The organism is Amycolatopsis sp. NPDC005003, assembly GCF_053600695.1.
This window is the reverse complement of record NZ_JBSGAI010000010.1, coordinates 108,916-133,551: the sequence shown is the minus strand read 5'-3', so window position 1 is coordinate 133,551 and position 24,636 is coordinate 108,916. Positions and strand designations below refer to the sequence as shown.

The window sequence follows — 24,636 nt, the reverse complement described above, 5'->3', positions numbered from 1 at the left end:
GTCAGCCGCCCACCGCGCTGAGCAGCCCGCAGGCCCCGCACGCGGCGCAGCCCGCGCCCTGGTCGGCCCCGGTCATCCCGGCGGCCCGCAGCAGCGCCGCGACCCGGCTGGTGACCTCGGCGACCAGCGACGGCGCAGGCGCGGTGGCGCCGTCGCGGCGGGCCAGGGTGCCGAGCATCGGCCGCATCGGGACGACGAACGGGTAGACGCCCAGGCCGATCAGCCGCCCGGCCCCGGCGACGAGGTCGTCCGGGTCCTCGCCGAGCCCGATCAGCAGGTACGTCGAGACGCGGTTGCGGCCGAACACCCGGACCGCCTCCGCCCACGCGGCTTCGTACTCGGCCAGCGGCACGGTCGACTTGCCCGGCATCCACCGCCGCCGGACGTCGTCGTCGAGCGACTCGACGTGGATGCCGATCGACGTCGCCCCGGCGTCCCGCAGTTCCGCCAGGACGCCGAGGTCGCCCGGTGGCTCGATCTGCACCTGGATCGGCAGGCCCGGCACGGCTTCGAGCACCGCGCGGACGCACCGCACCAGGTGCCGGGCCCCGCGGTCCGGCCCGGCGGTGGTGCCGGTCGTCATCACCATCTGCCGGACGCCGTCGAGCCGCACGGCCGCCTCGGCGACCTCCGCCAGCTGCCGCGGCGTCTTCGCGGCCACGGTGGCCCCGGACCGCAGCGACTCTTCGATGGTGCAGAACCGGCACCGCTGGTCCTCGGCGTACCGGACGCACGTCTGCACCACGGTCGTCGCGAGGACGTCCTTGCCGTGCAGCAGCGCGATCTTCCGGTACGGGGTTCCGTCCGAAGTGGACAGGTCGTAGAACCGCGGCCGGGCCACCGGGGTCGCGCTGAGGCCGAGGTCGACCGTCCCCCGGTGGATCCGGCCGTCGCGGACCTCGTAAGGGCTTTCGGGGTTCAGCGGCAGCGTCGCGTTGGCACCGTCGACGACCAGGTGGCCGTCGTCGCTCGGCCCGGCGCCCTTGCTGCGTTGTACGGGTGCGTCCACTCGCACCCCGCGGACGGCGATGTCGGCGCGGGTGTCCAGGTCTTCTTCGATGCCAACGCGCACGAGCCGCTCCCTAGAACATGTAGGTGGAGTTGATGATCGCGCCCTTGCGCGCGTAGTGGATCAGCGCGTCCTGGACGTCGAGGGGGTGCGTCGGGATGACGCCCTCGATGAGGTCCTCCTCGCGGGCACCGTGCAGCGACAGCCCGAACCGGCAGCAGTAGGCCTTGCCACCTTCGCTGATGAACGTCTTGAGCTGGTCGTTGATGTTCAGCTCGCCCGGGAACGCGGCGTTGCCGGTGGTCGGGAAGCCGCGGGTGGCCAGGCAGTTCAGCGAACCCGGGCCGTAGAAGTAGATCGCGGCCTCGAAGCCCTTCCGCAGCGCGCGGGTCGCCTGCAGGATCGCCACGAAGCTCACCGACGACTCGTGCGCGATGCCGTGCACGAGCGTGAAGTAGCTCTGGCCGGGTTCGGCCTGGTAGTCCGGGAAGACCTTGGTTCCGCCGTACAGGCTGGAACCCTGCGGCAGCGACGGGTGCGGGATCTCGTCGAGGCTGGTCTTCTCGGTCTCGGTCAGCTCTGCCATCGGTCTATTTCCCTTTCTTCGGTCCGTACAGCACGTCGAACGTGCCGCGGAAAACCAGGTCGGCGAGCTCGCCGTCGCCGGCCGCGGCGGCCAGCTTCGCGAGTTCGCCCTCGTGATCGCCCCACGGCTGGTCGGAGGCGAACAGCACGCGGTCGTGGCCGAGGCCGCGGCGCGAAATCTCCTCGACGAGCCAGCGGGGGGTGAAGCCGATCGCCCAGGACAGGTCGGTGTAGACCTGCTTCCCGGCGGCGATCCAGTCGAAGAAGCGGCCGCCGACGAGCTTGATGTGCCCGCTCATGCCGCCGCCGAAGTGGACGAGGTGCAGCTTGACGTCGTCGGCGTAGGTGTCGACGAGCTTGCCGACCTCGTCGATGTCCGAGGCCGCGCCCGGCGAGGTGTGGACGTGCACGACGAGGTCGTATGCCCGTGCGGCGGCGAAGATCCGGTCCAGCTGCGGCCGGCAGGCGGGGTCGGAGGCGCGGCCGCCCAGCAGGAAGCTGAGCTTGAGCGCCCGCACGCCTTCTTCGCCCGCGAGGTTCAGCGCTTCTTCGGTCCGGTCGGCGTCTTCGGGGCGCGGAGAGACCCAGAGCGCGGCGCTGATCCGGTCGTCCTTCGCCGCCGCCTCGACGCAGAGTTCGTTGAAGGAGAACGCGATCGCCGGGTCCGGGACGCCGTAGTTCGGGATCACCAGCGCGCGTTCGGTGCCTTCACGGTCCATGTCGGACAGCAGCTCGCCGATCGTCGCGCGGCTGCCGATCGCCGGCGCGACCGGCGGGCCGCCGTAGAACGGGTAGGCGGGCAGCACGCCCAGGTGCCGGTGGGCGTCGTTGGTCCACGGCATCAGGCCACCGTCCGGGGCGCGACCCAGTCGTCGTCGGCCGGGTACGTGCTCACCGGCGTGCCGGAGATCCACCGGACGTCGGCACCCCGCCCGCCGCTGGTGATCCGCCGGGTCAGGTACGCCGCGTCCGCGGCGACGCCGCAGAACCGCCCCGAACCCCAGGTGTGCTGCCACGGCAGGCCGAGGAAGTACAGCCCGGGGCAGCTGGTGACGCCGCGGTGGTGGGTCGGGTAGCCCTTGCCGTCGAACACCGGGACGTCGATCCAGCGGTGGTCACGGCCGAACCCGGTGCTCCAGACGACCGCCGAAAGCGTTTCCGCGTCGAGGGTGCGCGGGCCGTCCGGCGGCTCCCACACCGGCTTGTACCGGTCCTCGTGGGGTGCCGGGGTCCCGCGTTTCGCGATGAAGGCGTCGATCGAGTCCTTGATGCCTTCCGAAACGGCGTCGGCCGCGTCGAGGTTGCGGCGCAGGTCGGCGGCGAACTCCAGCTGTCCACTTCGGACGCTCTGCAGCCTGCCGTAGAGCTGCATGCCCTGGGTGGCGAACGCGCGCAGGTCGATGTCGTGCCCGCCGTCGCGGCCGGTGACGTAGTGGTTGGCCCGGAACCGGACGGCGTCGGCGTCGGCGAACTCGTCGATCCCGCGGGCGTAGTACCCCATTTCGTCGAGCCACGCGACGACGTCCCGGCCGCGGTAGCGCCGGGCCACCCGCGGCGCCGACCCGACGGCCAGGTGCACCCGGCGCCCGGCCAGGTGCAGGTCCTCGGCGATCTGGCAGCCGGACTGCCCGGTGCCGACGACCAGCACTTCGCCGTCCGGCAGCTGCGCCGGGTTGCGGTACTCGGCCGAGTGCAGCTGGACGACGTGCTCGGGCAGCCGTTCGGCCAGCCGCGGCTTGAGCGGCACCTGGTAGGGGCCGGTGGCCAGCACGACGTGGTCGGCGGTCAGCTCGCCGGCCGACGTCGTGAGCCGGAACCCGCCGCCGGGCAGCGGGCGCAGCCGCGTCGCTTCGACGCCCTCGTACAGCGGGACGTCGAACTCCTTCACGTACGCCTCGAGGTAGGCGACGATCTCGTCCCGGACCATGAACCCGTCCGGATCGTCGCCCGCGTAGGGGAACCCGGGCAGCCGGCATTGCCAGTTCGGCGTGACCAGGCAGAAACTGTCCCAGCGGCGGGTCCGCCATTCGTGCCCCGCGCGCTCGCGTTCGAGCACCACGTGCCCGACCCCGGCAGTGGTCAGGCAGTGGGACATCGAGAGTCCCGCCTGGCCGCCGCCGACCACGATCACCGGCCGGTGCAGGCCGTCGAGCTGGAAGGTCATGCCGCTCAGTGCACCGGCGAACCATTTCCGGACGGTTTCCCCCGGAACACCGGCGTGTTACCAGGCCGCCCCCGTGTGACGACTTTCCCGGCCCCCGCTTAACACCGCACCCGGCCGCTCGTGAGTGGTAATTCGGGTTAGAACCCGAATTACCACTCACGAGCGGTCAGGCGTCGACGAGCTGCCACTGCTGGTTGGCGCCGCCGGTCCAGGTCCACTGGACGACTTTCACGCCGTCGGCCGTTCCGCCGCCGGTGACGTCGAGGACCTTCCCGCTGCGCCGGTTGACCAGCCGCACGGACCCGGCGTCCAGTGCGACGGTGATTTCGACGCGCTGGTCCGCCGTCAGGGAAACGACTCTGGCGTACGAACCCAGCGGCGACGGGGTGACGGGCGCCGATGTGGTCACCGACGTCATGCCCCGGCGGCTGATCAGCGTGACGGCCTGGTCGATCGCCGACGTGACGGAGACCGTGGCCGTGCGCGCGGACAGGTCCCAGCTGAGGCTGTGGACCCGGATCCGGCCGCGCGCCCGGACGCCGGTGATCGACCCCTTGGCCAGTTGCCCGGGCAGGGCCGGGAGGATCTCCAGCACCCCCGGCCGGGAGTAGAGCAGCGCCTCGGCCAGCACCCCGGGGATCGTGTGGGCGGCGTCGGCGTTGTAGGTCTGCAGGTTCGGGTTGTGCGAGGTCATCAGCGACCGGAAGACCATGGTGTTGCCGAGGATCTTGCGGAGGTTGGCGTAGACCCTTCCCGCCGTCCTTCAGCCGGGCGGCGGCCAGCGCGCGGTGCAGGCTCCCGTGGGCCGACAGGTTTTCGTCGCCGCGCAGTTCCAGGGCCCGCAGCGCGGGAGCGATCAGTCCGGGTGCGGTCTCGGGGTTGAGCTCGTGCCGGTCAGGAAACCGTCCGTCCAGGACGTGGCCGGGGCGGTGTCGTGGATACCGCGTTCGGGGAGGGTGCTCCGCGGGGCCGCCGCCGCGCCGGCCGGAAATCCGCCGGGCAGCGCCGCGGCCCCGGCGGCCAGCGCCACGGCGAGAAAGCCTCTGCGGTCCAAGGGCAGCTCCGGCACGCGAACTCCTTTTGCGGCTGCGGTTCGTTCGTCGGCCGGATCTTCCGGCTTCCCCGCACCCGTGTCCACGCACTGAGCGACAATGCGCACGAATTCGGCCGAACAGCCCGGTTTCGGTGTCGGCATCCGGCCGCAGAAGATCTGCCATTACCGCGGTAAATTCCATTCGACGAATTCGTGGGAACGAGCACGGCCCCCCTGCGACGCTGCAGGGAAGCCGTGCTCGCGGCCGGTGGGTGTTTCGTCAGCTCCAGGGCGAGGCGACGAGCCAGCTGGTGTCCTGGGCCCACGACGTCGTCGAGTCCCAGGTGTTGCTGCCGCCGTTGCTCGCGACGTAACCGGTGAAGTTGTAGTGGCGGAGGTACTTCGTCGGGTAGTTGATCGACTGGAACGACTTTCCGACGCCGCTGTTGCCCGTGGTGGGGCAGAACGTGGCGTCCTGGGCGAAGGCGGTGCCGCCGTCGTCGGCGTTCAGGTGGAGCTGGAACGCGTAGTGGCGCAGGAACCGGCCGGGCTGGTCGGCCGACTCGAAGGTCAGGCAGGAGGTGTTGGCCAGGCCCGCCCGGACGATCCAGGTCACGTCGGCCTTGAGGGTGGCCGTACTGCCGGAGTCGACCGCGGAGATGACGACCTTGTCGTCGGCGTCGTTGTGCCGCAGGTAGTCGGACGTGCAGCACGCCGTCGTCGCCTGGAGGGAGACCTTGGCCCCGGGCGTCAGGGTTCCCGCGCCGGTCGGGGCGCTGCTGTAGCCGGCGGCGGTGATGTTGGCCTGGACCGCGTTCTCGGTGGCGTCCGAGGGGTAGCCCGCGGTCATCACGCCTTCGTAGAAGGTGCCGCGTCCGCCGACGCTGTTGTCGCCGCCGATGCCGAGGATGATCGCGCCCTGCTTCTTCATCGGGTTGTAGCCGGCGACGTTGGGACGCACACCGCTGTAGTAGGTGGCCAGGCCGCCCGACTGCGCGTTGGCGCCGCGGATGGCCCACTGGTTCGGGCCGCCCTTGACGATCGCGGTCTGGAACCGGTTGGCGACCGTCGGGTCGCCCGCGTTGAAGTGCTGGTTCACGCCGGAGAACAAGCCGTTCTCCAGGTCGGCCATGACCCACGGGCCGGCGCCGCTGCCGTAACCCCAGCCCTTGTTGTTGCCGAAGTAGATGGCCTCCATGGTGCCGTTGCCGTCGTCGTTGCCGCTCGTCTCGGCGTTGCCGTAGTCGAAGCAGCAGCCGCCGTTGTAGTTCGTGCCGTCGAAGATCGCGTACATGCCCTCCGGCTGGTCACCGGTCGCGATGCCGTTGGTGTTGTTGTTGCGGTAGCCGGAGCCGGGAGCGATGTAGACGCCGTACGCCTTGTGGCCGCCGACCGTGACGGGCGCTTCGAAGGCGTTGGCGAGGTTGTCGTTGCCGCCCGCGGCCGGGCCGGGCCAGTGCCCCCGGAGCGCCTGGGTGAGGTGGTTGCCCTTGCCGGACTCGTCGTAGATGACCGTGATGACGCAACTGGTGTTGGCACAGAAGGAATCCTGCGCGGCGGCGTCGGCGTACCCGCCGGCGCTCAGCACACCGATGTCCCGGGTCGTGTTGTCGGACGCGCGCCGCACCTGGTACAGCGGGCCGTTGTACGCCGCATACAGAGCGCGGGTGGTGCTGTGCGCGGCCACGCACGGGGTGTTGCCCGCGGCGTAGATGTCGCACGGGCCTTGGGCGGCGGCCTGCGAGGTGGTGGCCGTCGCCGTGAGCAGGCCGGCGGCGAGGCTGGTGGTGGTGCCGGCCGCCAGGAGGGCGCGGCGGAGCCACGTTCGTCGGGTCATCTGTTCTCCTTCACACGGTGGGAAATGCGTCACTGGACTTCCGGTGCGTGGTCAGTTCCAGGGGGCTGCGGCGAGCCAGGAGGTGTCCTCGCGCCACAGCGAGGTGGTGTCCCAGGCGTTGGTGCCGCCGTTGCTCGCGATGTAGGCCGTGGCGGCGTAGTGGCGGAGGTACTTGGCCGGGTAGTTGAACGACGGGAACGAATACCCCGCGCCGCTGTTTCCGGGCTTCGGGCAGAAGGTGGCGTCGGCGGCGAACTGGGTCGTCGCGTTGTTCGGCTGGAGGTGGAGCTGGAACGCGTAGTGCCGCAGGTAGCTGCCCGCCGCGTCGGCCGACTCGAAGGAAACGCAGCTGCCGTCGGCCAGGCCGGGCCGGACGATCCAGGTGGCGGCCGCCTTGTCGGCCGGCGCGCTGCCCGCCGTCACCGGCGCGATCACCACCTTGTCGTCGCCCGTGTCGTGCCGCAGGTATTCGCCGGTGCAGCAGGAAGTGGTGGCCTGCAGCGAAACCTTCGCGCCCGGGGCGAAGGGGCCGGCACCGGTGGCGTAGCCCGCCGCCGCGATGTTGGCCTGGACCGCGGCGTCGGTCGTGTCGGAGGGATACCCCTTGACCATGGCGCCTTCGTAGAAGGTGCCCGCGCTGGCGTTCCGGTTGGTCTGGCAGCAGTCGCCGCCGCTGCCGAGGATGATCGCGCCCTGCTTGTCCATCGGGTTGTAGCCGCTGGGCAGCGCACCGCCGTAGAACTTCGTCAAGCTCCCGGACCGGGCGTCGCCACCCTGCAGCGCCAGCTGCGTGGTGCCGTTGTTCTTCAGCATCGCGGTGACGAACCGGCTGGTTTGGGCGACCTGGTTGGGGTTCCACGTTTTGCTGCCACCGGAGAACAGGCCGTTCTCCAGGTCCGCCTGCACCCACGGCCCGGTTCCGCTGCACCCGCCGAACCAGCACTCCGTGCCGAAGTTGATCGCGTCCATCGCGCCGTTGCCGTCGGCGCGGTGGTCGGTCTCGGTGTTGCCGTAGTCGAAGCAGCAGCCGTTGTTGACGTGCGTCCCGCTGGTGACCATGTACTCGCCTTCCGGCGAACTGCCGGTCGGCACACCGGAACCGCCGGCGAAGTAGCTGTTGCCGGGGTTGATGTACAACGCGTAGACCTTGCGCCCGCCCACGGTCAAGGCCTCGGTGGTGGCGACGGCCGCGGTGTCCGCGCCGCCGGTTCCCCCGGGTCCCTGGTAGACCAGCGTGTTGCCGCTGCTGCCGGTCTGGTCGTAGACGCGGGTGATGGTGCACGTGGTGCCCGCGCAGAACGAATCCTGCGCCGCCGCGTCGGCGATCCCGCCGGCGGACAGCAGCCCGATGTCCCGCACCGCGTTGTCCGAGGATCGCTGTACCTGGTAGAGCGCACCGTTGTAGGTGGCGAACAACGCGCGGGTGGTGCTGTGCGCCGCGACGCACGGCGTGCCACCCGCGGCGTAGATGTCACAGGGCCCCTGCGCGGCGGCCTGCGAAGTGCCACCGAAAGCGATCAGAACCGGCAAAACGAGCGCCACCACGGCGAAGGAGGCGGTCACTCCACGGCGCGGTCGGCGGAACACGGGCAGCGCGGGCATCATGAACTCCCTTGTTCATCGATGTCGAATGTTAGCGCTAACAGTTCAACGGGCGGGCGGCTTCCGCTCGAAGTTCGGATTGGAGTCATCACTATCGACGACTGCCGGGAGCACGTCAATACGCCAGTCGAGTCAGCGGGCGTTTCCCCGGCCTTATGTCCCTTATGGACGAATTTGGTGTCCCCTTCGGAGGGACGAATCCGGCACTTGCTCCGCCGGCCCCGATCGTGGAAGCTCCTCTTGGCCTGCCGTGCCCGCCCATCCGCGGCGCCCCCGGCTCCGAATGCCGATGGAGGCGATCAGGAGGACGTGTTCGTGCCGAACCGGACGTGGTCGGGCCGGTTGCTCGACGCCGCGGGCGCGGTGCTGCCCGGCATTCGCCGGGTCCGCGCGCAGAAGGAGCCCTTCGCGCGGGCGTGGGCGGAAACCAACCGCCGGGCGCTCGGCTCGGGCCGGCCCCTCTGGGTCGCGCTCGGCGACTCGATGACGCAGGGCATCGGCGCGAGCACCGTCGGCGGGGGCTGGGTGCCCCGCCTGAACGCCCGGCTCGGCGAGCCGTTCGCGGTGCTCAACCTGTCGGCCTCCGGTGCCCGGGTCGCCGACGTCCTCGACCACCAGCTCCCCCGGCTGCGTGCCCTGCCCACGCCGCCGGTGCTGGTGACCGTCCTCGTCGGCGCCAACGACATGCTCACCCCGGCCCGCCGCCGCGGGCTCGCCGGGCGGTTCGCCCGGCTGCTCGCCGAGCTCCCGCCGGGCCGGTCCGTCGTCGCCACCCTGCCGAGGCGCAACGCCGAAGCACGGGCGGTCAACGCGCTGATCGACGCCGACGACCACGTGCACGTCGCCGACCTGCGCGGCCCGGCGCTGAGCCCGATCCGCGGCAGCCTCGCCGACGACTGGTTCCACCCGAACGACGTCGGCTACGCCCGCCTCGCGGACCTCTTCGAAGCTCCCGTGCGCGCGGCGGCCCCGGACCACGAACCGTACTGACACACGCCGGAGAGCGGACCCGGTCGGCACTCAGCCGCGGCCCCGCACCCGCCTGCGCACCACGATCCCGCCGGCGATCAGCACGACCAGCGCGCCGGCCGCCGAAAACCACCACACCGGCCCGGAACCCGCCACGGTCGCGGCTTGCGCCACCGCGCCGTCCGGCCGGACCGCGGCGGCCTCGCCGGTCAGCGCGACGTCGTTGCCGTCGCCGCCGTGGTAAGTGAGCCGGAGCGCGCCGACGGCCGCGCCCTCGGGGAGTCCGTCGAAGGTGCCCGCGACCGGGCCGGGGCCCTGGTTGTCGAGGAGCACGCCGGGGCCCTGCGCCGGATCCGGCGCGAAGGTGCCCGCGAGCGTCACCGGACCGGTGACGGTCATCCGGGTGCCGGTGAGCCGCGCGCCGGGCCGCTGGGTGTAGGCGCCGCGCACGGTCAGGCCGGTCGCCTCGACCGTCCCGGCGTTGTCCACCGCGCCCGCCACCGTTCCGCCGGCCCGCAACTTCCCGGCGGGCTGCACCGCGAGCTGCCGCACCTGGACGGATCCGGTCAGCGCGAGCGTTCCGTCCCGGACGGCCCAGGTGCTGTCCGGGGTGGTGTGCTTGCCGGTCAGGGTGAGCGTTTCGGGGCCGGTCTTGGTCACCGTGCCGGAGACGGTCAGTGCACCGCCGAACGTCGTCGCGGCCGTGGCCCGGACGGTCAGCGTCCGGCCGGCCGCCACGGTGCTGCCCTCGGCGCCGGAGAGGTTGCCGACCGTCGTGGCGCCGGCCCGGGTCAGGTCCAGCGTCGCCCCGGCCGCCGGCAGGTCGACCGCGGCGCTCGCGGCGAGGGAACCGCCGTCGACCGCGAGCGTGCCGGCCTTCACCGTGGTCCGGCCCGTGTAGGTGAGCTCACCGGTCAGGGTGGTGGTGGCCGGGCCGGCCTGGGTCACCGAGCCCGTGCCGCCGATCCGGGCCAGTGCGGTTCCCTTGGTGGCGTTCTGCACGATCAGCTCGCCGTTGTCGACGACCTTGCCGGTCGGCAGCAGCGAGCTGTCACCGTCCGGGCTGCCGTCACCCAGCCGCAGCGACGCGCCGGCGCCGATCGTGGTGTCGCCGTCGTAGTTCTGCGGCGCGGTGAAGGTGACCGCGTTGCCGCGGGTCGCCGCGACGACGACGTCGCCGCGGCCGACGTCCGCCATCGTGTCGTGGTACTTCCCGCCGGAGATCGGCGCGTCCAGGGTGACCGGGCCGTTGTAGTCGAACGTCAGCACGCTGCGGGCGCCGCCCGGGTCCGCGTGCATGTTGACGTAGACGGTGTTTTCGTTGCCCGGCAGGAAGAAGCGGTGGTGCGTACCGTCGCCCCAGGTCACCGTGGCACCCTCGATGTTGATACCGCGCTTGTTGTCCCGGTGCGGCACGGCGGCGAAGTTCCGGGTCGGGTCACTGAGCGCGGGAGCGGTGTCCGACCCGTTGTCCGACCAGCTGTACACACCCGACATCCGCACCACCCCGGAACCCCAGGTGTGGAAGTTGATGTCGTTGCCGTAGAACTGCGAATAGATGTCGGCGGCGTCGGTGACCACCTCGCCGTCCGGGGCGTTGTGGATGAACGACCCCTGGTTGACCACCTTGCGCACGTTCGGCATGGCGGTGAGGTAGTTCACGCTGCCGTAGTCCGCGACCGTACCGACGTACAGCGTCCCCGAAAACGGGTGCGTACCGGGCAGTTCGATGCCTGGCCACGTGCCCCGCCGCTGCTTGACGAGCCCGGTCCCGCTGAGCACGCCCAGGCTCACCGCCCGGTGCACGGCGAGGTCCAGCGTCCCGTCGACCTGGTGGTTCAGCGTGTTCAGCGAAACCCCGGGCGCCTGGGCGAAATGCCCGATGACGCCGTCGCCGCCCGATCCGCTCCCGTACTGGAGGGTCGCCCCGCGTTGCACGATCACCGCGGGCGGGTCGGGGTTCGCGATCGTGGTCACCGGATGGTTGCCGCCCACGGTGACGATCTTCTGGCGGCGCCGGTCGGCCGGCAGCGTGAAGTCACTGTTCTTCACCAGCACCAGGGTGCCCGTTCCGCCGACGGTGAAGACGCCTTCGCCGCTGAGCACCCCCGTGTACGTGGTGACGCCGCCGGCGAGCCGCACGACCGTGTCCCCGCTCAGCGTCACGTCCCGGTTCGCGAGCACGTCGGCGGTGACGTCCCGGCCCCCGGACTGCGCGAACGCACCCGGCGCACCCAGGACCACGAGGAGGATCGCGGTCACCACCACCGGAAGCCGGCCACCGCAACGCTGTCCGCGCACGACCTACCTCGAATTGTTAGCGATAACATTTCCGGCGCACAGTCTTCGTCCCCGGCACGGTCCTGTCAACCCCGCGGCGGGATCAGGTGGGACCGGGACGATCGGGATCGGGTGGACACAAGCGACAGTCCTCATCGGACGGTCCGGGGCGGCCGGCCCGCCGCCACGACGTCACCACTGCTCGTCGAGCCGTTGCCGTACCTCAGCGGCGTCCTGCATGTGCAGCTCGTCGTAGATCCGGAGGGCCGCCGCCCACAGCCGGCGTGCCTCGGGCACCGCTCCGGAGCGGGCGTGGACGGCCGCCATCCCGTCCAGCGACCGGGCTTCCTGCTCGCGGTCTTCGATCGTCCGGGCGTGGGCCAGGGCCTGTTCGTGGTACCCGAGGGCGTCGGTGCGGTGGCCGGCCGCGCCGGCCACCCGGCCCTGCCCGTTGAGCGCGGCGCATTCGAGCCGGCGGTCGCCGAGCTTCGCGGCCAGGATCTGCGCCTGCTGGTGCGCGTCGCCCGCTTCGGGGTACCGGCCCATGCGCTCGTAGGCGCTGCCGAGGTTGACCAGCACCTCCGCCTCGCCGACCGGGTCGCCGATCTCCGAGAACACCGCGAGCGCCTGGTGGTGGTGCTCGAGCGCCTCGGCGTGCCGCCCCCACCGCGAGCAGATCCGGCCGAGGTCGGTGTGCGCGATCGATTCGGCCGCGCGGTCGCCGATGTCGTGCAGGATCCGCAGCGCGCGCTGGTGGTGGTCGTAGGCCTCGGGCAGCCGACCGTAGCTCTGCAGGGCGTTGCCGAGGTCGTTGAGGATCCGGCCCAGGCCGACGCGCTGGCCCGTCTCGGTGTAGATCGCGGCCGCCTTTTCGTAACACGAAACCGCGTCCTCGTGCCGGCCCAGGCTGTGCTGCACCTGCCCGATGCTGGCCAGCGCGACGGCCTCCTGGGCGTGGTCGCCGATCTCGCGGCTGAGGGTGAGCGCCTGTCCGTAGCCGGCGAGCGCGTCGTGGGACCGGCCGGCCCGGCCTTCGTTGTGGCTCAGCGCGATCAGGGTACGCACCTCCCCGGCGCGGTCGCCGAGCTGCCGGAACAGCTCCAGTGCGCGCCGGTAGTGTTCGCCGGCGTCGCCGTAGGCGCCGGAGCGGGCGTGCGATCGCCCGAGTTCCAGCAGCCCGCGGGCCTGTCCGGCCCGGTCGCCGAGCCGCTCGGCCGCCCAGAGCGCGCGCTGGTGGACCGAGAACGCTTCCGCGTTGTGGTAGCCGACGCTCAGGTACTGGTCGATCGCCCGCGCCACCTTGACGGCGTACCCGGCGAGCTCGCCGTCCGCGGTGCGCGTGATCGCGACGAGGGTGCGCCGTTCGGTGTCCAGCCACGCCTTCGCGGCGACCGCCGACATGGCCGCCGGCCGGACCGGACCGGCGTCGCCGCGGCGCCACCGGACCGCCTCCGGGAACAGGGCGTCCATCGCGTCCAGCGCGCGGGAAAGGTAGAACTCGTAGAGGTTCTTCAGCGCGCTTCGCCGGTCGGATTCGGGGAGCCGCTGCTGCGCGCGTTCGCGGGCGTAGGCCCGCAGCAGGTCGTGCATCGTCCAGCGGTCGGCGCCCGGCGCCTCCACGAGGTGGGCGCCCTCCAGCACGCCGAGCAGCAGGCGGACGTCGTGGGCGCCGGCACCGGCGAGCGCGGCGACGGCGGCGCTGTCGATGTCCTGGCCGGGATGCAGGCCCAGCAGCCGGAACAGGCGGTTCGCCGCGGGCGGCAGGTGCCGTTCCGACCAGGAGAACACGGCCCGCACGGCGGTCTCGGCGTCGGCCCCGGCGTCCAGGAAGTCCAGCCGGTGCCGCTCGTCGGCGAGGTCCTCGAGGGCGATGCGGCCACGCCGGGAGACGAGTTCGGCGGCCACCCGCAGGGCGAGGGGAAGCCGGGCGCACTGCGCGGCCAGGTCGCCGAGCTCCGCCGGGCCCGCGATCCCGTCGCCGACGAGCCGCCGGAGCAGTTCGACCGCTTCGCCGGGCGCCAGCACCTCCAGCCCGATCCGGCGGGCGCCGTCGCGCGCCACCAGGCCGGCGAGGTCGTCGCGGCTGGTGACGACCACCGCGCAGCCCGGCTCGGCAGGCAGGAGGGGGCGGACGTGCGCGGCGTCGCGGGCGTTGTCGAGCACGACCAGGATGCGCTTTCCGGCGGTCAGGCTGCGGTACAGCGCGACCTGGGCCCGCAGGGAGTCCGGCAGCCGGTCGGCGGCGACGCCCAAGGCGGTCAGGAAACCGCTCAGGGCCTCCTCCGCCGCCAGCACGCCGCCGGGGTCGAAGCCCTGCAGGTCGACGTAGAGCTGCCCGTCCGGGAACCCGGCGACGGCGCGGTGCGCCCAGTGCACCGCCAGCGCCGTCTTGCCCACGCCCGCCGTGCCGCAGACGGCGAGGACGACGACCGTGCCCGCCGCTGCCCCGGCCGCGGCGTCGAGGGCGGCGAGTTCGGCCAGCCGCCCGGTGAAGCCCGGCACCGCGGGCGGCAGCTGGGCCGGCCGCGCGGTCACCACCGCGGGCTCGGGCCGGGGTGCGGCCAGCAGCCGCGGATCGTGTTCGAGGATGCGGCGCTGGATGTCGGTCAGCTCGGCGGACGGCTCCACCCCGGCGTGCTCCAGCAGGTCGTGCCGGGCTTGCCGGAAGGCGGCCAGCGCGTCGGCCTGCCGTCCCGCGCGGTACAGGGCCGTCATCAGCTGTCCCCACAGCCGCTCGTGCCCGGCGTGGGCCGCGGTCAGCTCCGTCAGCTCGGCGACGAGTTCGACGCCCGCCCCGGCGGACAGGTCGGCTTCGATGCGGTCCTGGACCGCGTCGAGGCGTTCGCGCTCCAGCCGGGTCCGCTCCATCTCCAGGGCGGCGATCCCGTCGAACTCGTGGTAGGCCGTCCCGCGCCACAGCTCCAGCGCCGCGGTCAGCCGTTCGCGGGCGACCGGGGCCGCACCGTCCGCGAGCGCCGCGCGACCGGCCCGCGCCAGCCGCCGGAACCGCACCGCGTCCACGGTCTCCGGCTCGAGCAGGACGTACCCCGGCGCCCGGGTGTGGATCAGCCCGGCCACCGGCGGCATCGCCCGGCGCAGGCGCGAGACGTAGGTGCGGACGGTCCGCCCGGCATCCGCCGGCGGCTCGGGCCCCCAGAGCTCGGACACCAGCAGCGACACGCTCACGGGCCGGCCGGCGTGGGCCGCGAGCAGCGCCAGCACCGCCCGCAGCCGCGGACCGCCCGGGTCGAACAGCCCGCCGTCGGCCTCGACTTCGAACGGCCCGAGCACCCGGACGTCGACGCCCGGTGCCTGCCGACCCGTCATCCGCCCTCCGCACCCCCCACGTTCCGCGTGCCGGGGAAGCACCGGCTCGGGTCACGTCCCTGGTCCGAACAGAGCAGCCGGCCGCGCGAATCCCGCCCCGCGCGTGGTCCGGCGGCCCGGTGATCGTAGCGACAAACCGGATCGCTGTGCCACGCACCGCGGACCGGGCGCCGCAGCACGACTGGAGAGTCCACAAAGGACTGATTGTGGCGCTGCCCGCACCCGGCGGAACGCGCCCCGAACGGACGTGCCGCGGCCACTACCGCAGCCGCGCGGACACCGGCGACCCGACCCGAACTCCCCGCCGATCGGCACGACCCGGACCTTCGGGCGCCGGGTGGTGGACCAAGACCGCGCCCGGCGAGAGTGGGTGCACGGTCGGGGTGGCGGCGGCATCGGAACCCGCCGTCGACAGCGGGTTCCGGCTGCGCCTGCCCCTCACCGGCCGCCGCGGCGCACCGCCGCTTCGAGCCGGGCGGCGGGTTCCCGCGCGGCCGTGAGATCCGGGGTGCAGAACTCCGTCACCATCGCCAGGACCCGCCCGGACGCCGCTTCGGGCGAAGCCGACAGGTCCGGGCTGGACGCGACCGTGATCCGGCGGGTGGTGCCGTCGCTCATGCTCCACGTGTTGTACCCGGGGACGTCCCCGGCGTGGCCCCAGACGTCGGGGGCGCCGGGGCCGCAGATCCCGGACAGGGAGAGGCGCATCAGGCCCAGCCCGTAGGCGAGCAGCCCGCCCTGGCCCGGCCACGGGACCGTGGTCTTCATCTGCGCGAGCAGGCCGGGCGGCAGCAGCTCGCCGCCCAGCAACGCCTCGAAGAAGCGGTTCAGGTCGGCCGCGCTCGAGATGACGTTGCCGGCACCGAAGTAGCGGCTGAGGTTGTACGCGGTGACGTCGGTCAGCCCGTGCGGCGCGGGGTAGAGCTGCTCGTAGCCGCGGATGGCCGGGCGCGGCACCAGCGGGAAGTCTCGCGGCAGGAAGGTGTCGGCCAGGTGCAGCGGGCCGGTGATCCAGTCGGCGAGCACCTGCTCGAACCGGCGGCCGGTGAGCTTCTCCACCAGCAGGGCCAGCACGTTGTAGCCGGTGTTGGAGTACGACCAGCCCGTGCCCGGCGGGAACAGCAGCGGCTGCACGGTGCTGTCGTGGATCGCCTCCACCTCGCCGAAGTGCACGAACCGCTCGGTGTCCACCTCTTCCGCGGTCGTCCAGGTGTACTGCGGCGCCAGGTCACGCGGCAGGCCGCTGGTGTGCTGCAGCAGCTGGCGGACGGTGATCGGCTCCGGGTAGGGCAGCAGGCCGGGCAGGTACTTCGCGATCGGCTCGTCCAGCCCCAGCCTGCCCTTCGCCGCGAGCTTCAGCACGAGGGTCGCCGTGAACGTCTTGGACACGCTGCCGACGCGGAACCGCCCGCCGGTGTCGGGTTTCGCCCCGGTGACGACGTCGGCGACCCCGGCGCGCCCGCGCCACCGGCCGGCCGGATCCGCCGCGATCGCGACCATTCCCACGTTCCCGGCCTGCACGGCGGCTTCGAGGGCGGCCTGCCGCGGGTCCGGTCCGGCGGCGGCAGCGGTACCGGTCGCCGTTCCGGCGAACAGCAGAACGACGCAAGCAGCGGAGCCGGCCAGCCGACGCATGATTTCCCCCCGGAGTATGCGGTTTCCCCCGACAGTAGCGCAGCCCGGCGATCCTGCGAAGGGCCGGACCGGGCGGGCGCCTTCCGTCCTTTTCGGACTGAGGACGGCGCGGAGTGCCGCCGTTCGGAGCAATCGTCGTGATCCGGCTCGCCGAGGTGAAACATCTTGATCAAGGGCGGCGATGTGCGCGTCGTGCGCATGGTGTGGCGGTTCGGTGGTCCGGTTCTGGCAGGCGTCGTCGTGGCTTCGCTGCTCGTGGGACGGCACGACGGGGCGGGTGGACCCGACCCGCACGGTGGGCACGTGGTGGCCAACGCCCAGGCCATGGTCCCGACGGCCACCAAGCTCCCCAGGACCGGCTGGACGGCCTCGGCGACGAGCGGCTCCCCCGCGTCCCTGCTCGACGGCGGCACCGCGACCGTCTGGGAGTCCACCGGCGCGCTGCCGCAGTCGGTCACCGTGGACATGCGGGCCACCCGCGTGGTTTCCGGCCTGGTCGCCACGCCGCGGCCCGGTGGCGGGCGGGGCGCGATCGGCCGCTACGAGGTCCGCTTGAGCCTCGACGGCACGACCTGGGGCACCCCGGTGGCCGCCGGCACCCTGGCCGACGACGCCGCGCCCAAGACGATGTCCTTCGCCGTCACCGGGACGCGGTTCGTCCGGCTGACCGCGCTCACCGAAGCCGGCAACCGCGGCCCCTACGCCGCGGTCGCCGAACTCGACGTGCTCGGCGCCCCGGGCGCGCCGGTGCCGATGACGGTGCTGGACCGGGCCGGCTGGACCGCGGCCGCCAGTGACGAGGAGACGACGCGCGGGCACGACGTGGCGTCGAACGCCGTGGACGGCGATCCGGGCACGATCTGGCATTCCCGCTACAGCACGGCGACCCCGCTCCCCCACCACCTCACCCTCGACCTCGGCCGGCCCACCGCGGTCGGCGGCCTGCTCTACCGGCCCCGCCCGACGGGGGCCAACGGCCGGGTCGGCGAGTACCGGATCGCCGTCTCCGCCGACGGCGCGGCCTTCACCGACGTTTCCTCGGGTGCCTGGCCCGACGCGAACGCCGTCCAGGACGCCGTGTTCGACCACGTGGTCACCGCCCGCTACGTCCGGCTGACGGCGCTCACCGAGGCCGGCGGCCGCGGCCCGTTCAGCTCGGCGGCGGAGATCTCGCTGCTCGGCCCGCTCCCCGGCGCCCCGGCACCGCTCTCGCGCGTGGGCTGGACGTCGAGTGCCCCCGCGGTGCTGGACAACGACCTCGCCACCGCCTGGCGTGGCACGTCGTTCACCGTCGACGTCCGGCAGGAGCAGCGGATCACCGCGATCGTCCTCACCCCGGCGGCCCTCGAGCGCGCCGGCGGCTTCACCGTGGCCACGAGCACCGACGGGACGACCTTCGCCACCGCCGCCACCGGCACCTGGGCCGACGACGGCACGCCCAAGGCCGTCCGGCTCGACACCTTCGCCCGCCACATCCGCGTCACCACGGCGAAGACCGCCTCGGCGGTGGAGTTCCACGCCTACGGCCCGGCACCGGGACCGGCCGGTGCCGGCCCGCTGCCGCGCACCGGCTGGACCGCGACCGCTTCGGACCAGGATCTGTCCGGCCCGGCCGCGAACGTGCTGGACGGCGACCCCGGCACGGCCTGGCGCTCGAAGCCGGCCGCCCCGCTGCCGCACTCGATCACCCTGGACCTGCGGGCCGCCGAGGTGGTCACCGGCGTCCAGGTGCGGCCGCCCGGTGACCGGCCCGACGGCGCCATCGGCCGGTACCGGGTCGAGACGAGCGCCGACGGCACCACGTTCGCCCCCGCGGCCGCGGGGGCCTGGCCCGACGACACCGCGGTGAAGACCGCGCGGTTCCCCGAAGCCGTGGCCCGCTACGTCCGCCTGACCGCGCTCACCGAAGCCGGCGGCCGCGGCCCGGCGACGGCCGCGGCCGAGATCGACGTCCTCTCCGCCACCACCGCCCCCGACCCGGGCAAGACCGGGCAGTGGGGCCCGACCGTCGGGTTCCCCCTCGTCCCGGTGGCCTCCGCCCTGCTGCCCGGGAACAAGCTGCTGACCTGGTCGGCCTACGCCGCGGACAACTACGGCGGAGCGCACGGCTACACCCAGACCGCGATCATGGACCTGACCACCGGCGAGGTCACCCAGCGGCGCGTGGACGACACCGGGCACGACATGTTCTGCCCCGGCCTCTCGGTCCTCGCCGACGGGCGGGTGCTGGTCACCGGCGGCAGCGACGCCAGGCAGGCCAGCATCTACGACCCCGCGACGAACGCCTGGACCGCGGCGGCGCCGATGAACACCGCCCGCGGCTACCAGTCGCAGGTGACGCTCTCCACCGGCGAAGTGTTCACCGTCGGCGGGTCGTGGAGCGGCGGCCGGGGCGGCAAGGCCGGTGAGGTCTACTCCCCCGCCGCCGACACCTGGCGGAAGCTGCCGGGCGTGGCACCGGAACCGTTCTTCACCGCCGATCCGCGGGGCGTCTTCCGCGCCGACAACCACGCCTGGCTGTTCGCCGCCGACGGTGGCCGGGTCTTCCACGCCGGGCCCAGCACGCGGATGCACTGGGTGTCCACGACCGGGGCGGGCTCGGTGACCGACGCCGGGGCACGCGGCGACAGCGCGGACGCCATGAACGGCAACGCCGTCATGTACGACGTCGGCAAGATCCTCACCGTCGGGGGCGCGCCCGCCTACGACAACTCCGACGCCACCAACCGCGCCCACACCATCGACCTCACCGGCGGCACCGCCGAAGTGGCGCGCGTGGGCGACATGGCGTTCGCGCGGGCGTTCGCCACCAGCGTCGTGCTCCCCGACGGCACCGTCCTCGTCATCGGCGGCCAGGCCCGCGCGGTGCCCTTCAGCGACCAGACCGCCGTGCTGACCCCGGAACTGTGGAGCCCGGCCACCGGCCGGTTCACCCGGCTCGCGCCGATGGCGGTGCCCCGCACCTACCACTCGGTGGCCAACCTCCTGCCCGACGGCCGCGTGTTCTCCGGCGGCGGCGGGCTCTGCGGGAACTGCGCGACCAACCACTTCGACGGCCAGGTGTTCACCCCGCCGTACCTGCTCAACCCGGACGGCACCCCGAAACCCCGCCCGGCCATCACCTCCGCACCGGCAACGGCGGCCGGCGGCGCGACCCTGACCCTCGGCACCGACCGCGCGGTCACCGCCTTCGCGCTCATGCGGGTCGGCTCGGCGACCCACACCGTCGACACCGACCAGCGCCGGATCCCGCTGACCCCGACGACGCTGAGCCCGACCGCTCACCGGATCACCGTCCCCGCGGCTTCGGGTGTCGCACCGCCGGGCCGCTACCTGCTGTACGCCCTCGACGCGCACGGCGTCCCGAGCACCGGCAAGGAGATCACCATCGGCTGAAGCGGCCCCGGCCACGGAGGGGCGGCATCCGGCACGCTCGAGTCAAGCAATTGATTTAATCGGTCTCGGCCCCTCGCCGCCCCGCCCCGGAAGGGACGGCATGTCCGCCCAGCCGGATCTCCTCGCCGGGCGCGTACCGCCACTTCGGGACGTAGCCGACTTCTTCCAGCAGCGGCAGGTATTCGTAGCACTCGATGTCGCAGTGGATGCCGGGGTAGCGGTTCCAGTACCAGGTGCCGCCGAAGTCGCCGGCCCCATCGACCAAGCGGATGTCTTGGACACCGGCCTGGCGCAGGCGCGCCGCGGTGAGCAGGCCCCCGAAACCCCCCGCCGACCACTACCGCCTCGACCCGGTCCTGCCTCGCCGCCCGGTCGACGCGGCCGGTGTAGGGATCGGTGGCGTAGTAGCCGAACTCGCCGTCCGTCCGGCGGTACTGGGCGGCCCCGTCCGGGCGCAGCCGCCGGTCGCGTTCGGCTCGGTACCTCCGGCGCAGGTCATCGGGGTCGAAGCCGAGGCTCCTCACGCGGCCGAAGCTGCCCGGCATCCCCGGCATCGAGGCCTTCCGCGGGCACACCTTCCACACCAGCGGGTGCGGTTGGATATCTGCCCACCGGCCTTGTCGGCGGCAAACCATTTGCGCTACGGTACGGCTGGGAGCGCTCCCAGCCGGGTTGATCACCTCGCATTCCGTGAGAGAGGAACACCATGCGAGCTATCCCGGGAACGAACCGCTCGGGCTTCCGGGCGGTGTGCACGGTGGTGCTGGTGAGCATGGGTGTCGTGCTGCCGTCACCGGCCGCGCCGGCCGCCACCGCCGCCGACACGACGCCGCCGACCGCGCCGGCCAACCCCCGCACCTCGAACCTGACCTGCACCGGGGTGACGCTTTCGTGGTGGCCGTCGTCCGACGACGTCGGGGTGGCCTTCTACGACATCTACCACGACGGGCAGCTCATGACGTCGGTGCCGGGCACCGCGCTGTCCGCGCGGCTGACCACCGTACCGGGAGCCACCTGGGGCCTGTACGTCAACGCCCGCGACGCCGCGGGCAACGTCTCCCAGGCCAGCCGCACGGTCACCCTCACCGTGCCGCAGTGCCAGAGCGACACCGAGCCGCCCACCACCCCCACCGGCGTGACGGCGGCCGCGGCGGGCACCACGGTCACCGTGCGCTGGACGGCCGCCACCGACAACATCGGCGTCACGGGCTACGAGGTGCTTCGCGACAGCACCGTGGCCGGCTCGACCAGCGGTGCGGCCGCGACCTCGTTCACCGACAGCGGCCTGGCCGCGAGCACCCGCTACCGCTACCAGGTGCGGGCGCGCGACGCGCAGGGCAACCGGTCGGCCCCGAGCACCGAGGTCACCGTCACCACGGGCTCCGCCTGCGCCACGGCGTTGTGCTCGGTCACCCGCGTCACCACCGAAACCGACCTGCCGTGGGGGCTGACCACCCTGCCCGACGGGCAGGTGCTCTTCGGCCGCCGCGACACCTTCGAGATCGTCCGCCTCGACCCCGCCACCGGCACGAAGACCGTGGCCGGGCGGCTGCCGAACGTGGCGGGAACCGACGGTGAGGGCGGGGTTCTCGGGCTCGCCGTGGCCACCGACTTCGCGGCCGACCCGTGGCTGTACGTCATGCACACCAGCTCGACCGACAACCGCGTGGTGCGCGTCCGCTACAGCGGCGGCGTGCTGACCGGCACCCCGCAGGTGCTGCTCACCGGCATCCCGCGCAACAAGTACCACAACGGCGGCCGGCTGCGGTTCGGGCCCGACGGCAAGCTCTACGTCTCGACCGGCGACGGCCAGAACGGCGACTGGGCCCAGGACCTCGCGAATCTCGCGGGCAAGGTCCTGCGCATCAACCGCGACGGCACCGTGCCCTCGGACAACCCCTTCGGCACCCCGGTGTGGAGTTACGGGCACCGCAACCCGCAGGGCCTGGCCTTCGACTCCCAGGGGCGGCTCTGGGAACAGGAATTCGGCAACAACGTCATGGACGAGACCAACCTGATCGTCCGCGGCGGCAACTACGGCTGGCCCCTCTGCGAGGGCACCACGGGCGACTGCGGCCGGGCCGGCTTCGTCGCGCCCAAGCACACCTACCCCGTCGCCGAAGGTTCGTGCAGCGGCATCGCCGTGGTCCGCGACGCCCTCTACATCGCCTGCCTGCGCGGAGCCCGGCTGTACCGGGCCGAAATCTCCGGGGACAGCCTGACCGATGTCCAGCAGTACCTCAACGGCACGTACGGGCGGCTGCGCACCGTCGAACCGTCCGCCGACGGCGGTTTGTGGCTGACCACCAGCACCCGCGGCGACAAGGACAGCATCCCGAACAACAGCAGCGAAAGCATCCTCAAGGTCGAGCTCGGACACTGACCCCCGCTCACGAAAGGAAAGCCGTCATGGCTCACCGCAGGACAGCGCCGCACCGTCGCATGTGGACGGTGACGGCGGCGGCGGTCGTCGTCGCGGGCGCGGTGGCGCCCCCGGCGTCCGGCACCACCACGAGTTCGCCGTGCACCCCGGGAACGACCTACGGCTCGCCGTTGCCGAGCCCGGCGGTCACGTCCCGGCTCGTGCGAGGAGGCTTCACCTTCCTCGAAGGGCCCACCTGGGACCAGCGGACGGGCACCCTGCTGGTGTCGGACATGCAGAACGCCACCGGCCCCCAGGGCGTGCAGCCCTCCGCCGTGCTCCGGTACACCCCGCCGGCCACCTTCGAAACCTTCATCGCCGGCTCCGGGAGCAACGGCCTGGCGATCACCCCCGACGGCACGCGGGTGCTCGCCGCCACGCACGACAACCGCACCGTTTCCGCCTACGACCTGACCGACCGCAGCCGGACGACCGTCGCGGCCGGCGCCCCCGGCCACGCGTTCAACTCGCCGAACGACCTGACCATCGCCCGCGACGGCACCGTCTACTTCAGCGATCCCAACTACCAGCGCGGCAACCGCGCCGACGAACAAGGCGGCCGCACCAGCGTCTTCCGCGTCCACGACGGGGTGGTCGGCCTCGTCGACGACACGCTGCGCCAGCCGAACGGCGTCGTCCTGTCCCCCGACGGCAAGACGCTCTACGTGGGAGCCACCGGCGGCGACGTGATCATGAAATACCCGGTCCGCCCCGACGGCACCACCGGCGGCGGGACGACGTTCGCGAACATCCGGACGCCCGACGGCGCGACCGTCGACTGCGCGGGCAACCTGTACTGGGTGTCCAACAGCGAAGGGCTCGTGCACGTCTTCTCGCCCTCGGGCGCGCAGCTCGGCACCGTCTCCGCCGGCCGCACCAGCACCAACGCGGCGTTCGGCGGGCCGGACGGGCGAACCCTGTACATCACGTCGAGCGCGCCCGGTGGCGGCTTCGGTCTCTACCAGACACGCCTCAACGTGCCCGGCAATCCCTACTGAGTTACACCCGGCGATCAACCGTCCCGCGCCTAGTACTTTCGGCCGAGGTCCGCACGGTGAAAACCCTCCGAAAGGCGTGAGCCATTCCGGGGTTCCTTTCCCGGCGCCGGTTCCACCGCCAGTAACCGTCCTAGCGTGGCGGTGCTTGGTGATCTTCAACCGGAACCGAAGAGGGGAAACCACCTTGCCCGACCGGACCAGATTCCTCGGCAAGACGCTCGCGGCCGCGGGCACCGCGGTGGCACTCGTGCTCGCCACCGCCGTGCCCGCCGCCGCGGCCGCACCATCCACCGTCGAAGAGGACGTCGCGCAGCTGTACCAGGACGTCACCGACCTCTACAACGGCCTGCCCGCGGACGCGCTGCGCGGCGTCGACCGGCTCATCGAGTCGCCCATCCCGCGGATCGGCCCCCGCAGCCGGGCCGCGGACGGCCCGATCCCGGGCTGCACCGAGGGTTCGCTGCTGACGTACGCGAACAAGCTCGCGTCGCAGCTCACCCCGCTCGAAGGCCGGGCGCTCGACGCGTTGACCGGGCTCAGCCAGCTCTACGTCCTGGGCGTCACGTCCGACCGGACACCACAGGTCTTCGGCACCGACGGCCAGTACACCGCCCGCGCCACCACCGCGATCGACAAACTGCGCGGGTTCTGGGACATCGAAAGCTGGAACATCCAGCTCGTCGCCTGGAAGGGCACCGACCTCGGCAGCCAGGCGAAGATGGCGCAGACCTTCAGCCTCGGTCTCGCGCCGGCGAAGGTGAAGGCGGCCGCCGCGCTCGCCACCAAGGTGCTCTACGAAATCCCGACCCTGCAGGGCGGCCGCCACCCGCTGCTCACCCTGAACGCGTTCGCCGCCCCGGCCGACAGCCTCGGCGGCAAGCGCATCGCCCTCGGCGACGGCCTGCTCGACACGGTCGAGGTCCTCGGGTTCGACGACGTCTCGGTGGAGTCCGTGCTCGGCCACGAATACGGCCACCAGGTCGACTTCGCCCACGACAACCACCCGCGCAACGAATCGTCGGAAATGGGCCCCGACGCCTACGGCGGCTACTTCGTCGCGCACGCCAAGGGTTTCGCCTGGAACGCCCGCATCCAGCAGGAGGTCAGCTACCTCGACGCCTCGATCGGTGACTGCTACCACAGCCACGGCACCCCCGACCAGCGGAAGGCCGCCGGTGCCTGGGGCGAGAAGCAGGCGACGAGCCAGGCCAACCCGAACCGGATCATCCCGTCCGCGACGATGATCGAGAAGTTCCAGAAGGTGTACCCGAAGCTGATGCCGCCGGCCACCGGCCAGCCGGCCGCCGCCGCGGTGGCCGCGGCTCGCGGCTGACCCCCGGCGGGCCGTCTCCCTCGCCGCGAGCGGACGGCCCGCCGCG

Annotated in this window: 17 protein-coding genes; 5 read left to right on the top strand and 12 right to left on the bottom strand. The window is 72.6% G+C overall.

The window, feature by feature from the left end; all coding sequences use genetic code 11:
* Window position 1: 1 nt before the first annotated feature.
* The 8 genes from ACWED2_RS14465 to ACWED2_RS14430 form a co-directional block, all read right to left on the bottom strand.
* Complete coding sequence (locus ACWED2_RS14465) at window positions 2–1,072, bottom strand: MSMEG_0568 family radical SAM protein (protein WP_449690931.1); 1,071 nt, start codon at window positions 1,070–1,072, stop codon at window positions 2–4.
* Window positions 1,073–1,082: 10 nt separating this feature from the next.
* The gene (locus ACWED2_RS14460; RefSeq protein ID WP_086864132.1) at window positions 1,083–1,595 is read right to left on the bottom strand and encodes an MSMEG_0572/Sll0783 family nitrogen starvation response protein; all 513 of its coding nucleotides are present in this window, start codon (window positions 1,593–1,595) and stop codon (window positions 1,083–1,085) included.
* 4 nt (window positions 1,596–1,599) lie between these two features.
* The gene (locus tag ACWED2_RS14455; RefSeq protein WP_449690930.1) at window positions 1,600–2,436 is read right to left on the bottom strand and encodes an amidohydrolase family protein; all 837 of its coding nucleotides are present in this window, start codon (window positions 2,434–2,436) and stop codon (window positions 1,600–1,602) included.
* Window positions 2,436–3,758: an MSMEG_0569 family flavin-dependent oxidoreductase gene (locus tag ACWED2_RS14450; RefSeq protein WP_449690929.1), complete on the bottom strand. Its 1,323-nt coding sequence runs from the start codon at window positions 3,756–3,758 to the stop codon at window positions 2,436–2,438. Before ACWED2_RS14450 ends, ACWED2_RS14455 begins: the two co-directional genes overlap by 1 nt.
* A gap of 166 nt (window positions 3,759–3,924) precedes the next feature.
* Entirely contained in the window at window positions 3,925–4,470 is a 546-nt protein-coding gene (locus ACWED2_RS14445; protein ID WP_449690928.1) for an RICIN domain-containing protein, read from the bottom strand.
* Between the two features lie 144 nt (window positions 4,471–4,614).
* Entirely contained in the window at window positions 4,615–4,827 is a 213-nt protein-coding gene (locus ACWED2_RS14440) for a hypothetical protein (protein WP_449690927.1), read from the bottom strand.
* Between the two features lie 244 nt (window positions 4,828–5,071).
* Complete coding sequence (locus ACWED2_RS14435) at window positions 5,072–6,628, bottom strand: alpha-L-arabinofuranosidase B (RefSeq protein ID WP_449690926.1); 1,557 nt, start codon at window positions 6,626–6,628, stop codon at window positions 5,072–5,074.
* A 51-nt stretch (window positions 6,629–6,679) separates the two neighbouring features.
* Entirely contained in the window at window positions 6,680–8,233 is a 1,554-nt protein-coding gene (locus ACWED2_RS14430) for an alpha-L-arabinofuranosidase B (protein WP_449690925.1), read from the bottom strand.
* A gap of 312 nt (window positions 8,234–8,545) precedes the next feature.
* Here ACWED2_RS14430 and ACWED2_RS14425 point away from each other — a divergent pair, with 312 nt between their 5' ends.
* Window positions 8,546–9,220 carry an SGNH/GDSL hydrolase family protein gene (locus tag ACWED2_RS14425; RefSeq protein WP_449690924.1) on the top strand — a complete coding sequence of 225 codons (675 nt, stop codon included), beginning with the start codon at window positions 8,546–8,548 and terminating at the stop codon, window positions 9,218–9,220.
* A 30-nt stretch (window positions 9,221–9,250) separates the two neighbouring features.
* On the opposite strand, the gene ACWED2_RS14420 is transcribed toward ACWED2_RS14425, so the two are convergent.
* The 3 genes from ACWED2_RS14420 to ACWED2_RS14410 form a co-directional block, all read right to left on the bottom strand.
* Window positions 9,251–11,500 (bottom strand): autotransporter-associated beta strand repeat-containing protein, encoded by a 2,250-nt coding sequence (locus tag ACWED2_RS14420; RefSeq protein ID WP_449690923.1) that lies wholly within the window; start codon window positions 11,498–11,500, stop codon window positions 9,251–9,253.
* A 171-nt stretch (window positions 11,501–11,671) separates the two neighbouring features.
* Window positions 11,672–14,806, bottom strand: a complete 3,135-nt coding sequence (locus tag ACWED2_RS14415) for a tetratricopeptide repeat protein (RefSeq protein ID WP_449690922.1) — start codon at window positions 14,804–14,806, stop codon at window positions 11,672–11,674.
* 438 nt (window positions 14,807–15,244) lie between these two features.
* On the bottom strand, window positions 15,245–16,441 hold the full coding sequence (locus ACWED2_RS14410) for a serine hydrolase domain-containing protein (RefSeq protein WP_449690921.1): 1,197 nt from the start codon (window positions 16,439–16,441) through the stop codon (window positions 15,245–15,247).
* A gap of 165 nt (window positions 16,442–16,606) precedes the next feature.
* Here ACWED2_RS14410 and ACWED2_RS14405 point away from each other — a divergent pair, with 165 nt between their 5' ends.
* Window positions 16,607–19,837 (top strand): discoidin domain-containing protein, encoded by a 3,231-nt coding sequence (locus tag ACWED2_RS14405; RefSeq protein WP_449690920.1) that lies wholly within the window; start codon window positions 16,607–16,609, stop codon window positions 19,835–19,837.
* Window positions 19,838–19,892: 55 nt separating this feature from the next.
* On the opposite strand, the gene ACWED2_RS14400 is transcribed toward ACWED2_RS14405, so the two are convergent.
* On the bottom strand, window positions 19,893–20,108 hold the full coding sequence (locus ACWED2_RS14400; protein ID WP_449691018.1) for a hypothetical protein: 216 nt from the start codon (window positions 20,106–20,108) through the stop codon (window positions 19,893–19,895).
* Between the two features lie 435 nt (window positions 20,109–20,543).
* Between ACWED2_RS14400 and ACWED2_RS14395 the strand changes: the two genes are divergently transcribed.
* The 3 genes from ACWED2_RS14395 (at window position 20,544) to ACWED2_RS14385 (ending at window position 24,590) form a co-directional block, all read left to right on the top strand.
* Window positions 20,544–22,220, top strand: a complete 1,677-nt coding sequence (locus ACWED2_RS14395) for a PQQ-dependent sugar dehydrogenase (RefSeq protein ID WP_449690919.1) — start codon at window positions 20,544–20,546, stop codon at window positions 22,218–22,220.
* Window positions 22,221–22,246: 26 nt separating this feature from the next.
* Window positions 22,247–23,257: an SMP-30/gluconolactonase/LRE family protein gene (locus ACWED2_RS14390; RefSeq protein WP_449690918.1), complete on the top strand. Its 1,011-nt coding sequence runs from the start codon at window positions 22,247–22,249 to the stop codon at window positions 23,255–23,257.
* Window positions 23,258–23,441: 184 nt separating this feature from the next.
* A complete protein-coding gene (locus ACWED2_RS14385) occupies window positions 23,442–24,590 on the top strand; it encodes a M48 family metalloprotease (protein ID WP_449690917.1) in 1,149 nt (382 codons plus the stop codon).
* The last annotated feature ends 46 nt before the right edge of the window (window positions 24,591–24,636 follow it).

Excerpts from the sequence above, each read along its gene's own strand:
- ACWED2_RS14460 (WP_086864132.1), bottom strand. The coding sequence starts at position 1,595 with ATGGCAGAGCTGACCGAGACCGAGAAGACCAGCCTCGACGAGATCCCG.
- ACWED2_RS14455 (WP_449690930.1), bottom strand. The coding sequence starts at position 2,436 with ATGCCGTGGACCAACGACGCCCACCGGCACCTGGGCGTGCTGCCCGCC.
- ACWED2_RS14450 (WP_449690929.1), bottom strand. The coding sequence starts at position 3,758 with ATGACCTTCCAGCTCGACGGCCTGCACCGGCCGGTGATCGTGGTCGGC.
- ACWED2_RS14445 (WP_449690928.1), bottom strand. The coding sequence starts at position 4,470 with ATGGTCTTCCGGTCGCTGATGACCTCGCACAACCCGAACCTGCAGACC.
- ACWED2_RS14435 (WP_449690926.1), bottom strand. The coding sequence starts at position 6,628 with ATGACCCGACGAACGTGGCTCCGCCGCGCCCTCCTGGCGGCCGGCACC.
- ACWED2_RS14430 (WP_449690925.1), bottom strand. The coding sequence starts at position 8,233 with ATGATGCCCGCGCTGCCCGTGTTCCGCCGACCGCGCCGTGGAGTGACC.
- ACWED2_RS14415 (WP_449690922.1), bottom strand. The coding sequence starts at position 14,806 with ATGACGGGTCGGCAGGCACCGGGCGTCGACGTCCGGGTGCTCGGGCCG.
- ACWED2_RS14410 (WP_449690921.1), bottom strand. The coding sequence starts at position 16,441 with ATGCGTCGGCTGGCCGGCTCCGCTGCTTGCGTCGTTCTGCTGTTCGCC.
- ACWED2_RS14395 (WP_449690919.1), top strand. The coding sequence starts at position 20,544 with ATGCGAGCTATCCCGGGAACGAACCGCTCGGGCTTCCGGGCGGTGTGC.
- ACWED2_RS14390 (WP_449690918.1), top strand. The coding sequence starts at position 22,247 with ATGGCTCACCGCAGGACAGCGCCGCACCGTCGCATGTGGACGGTGACG.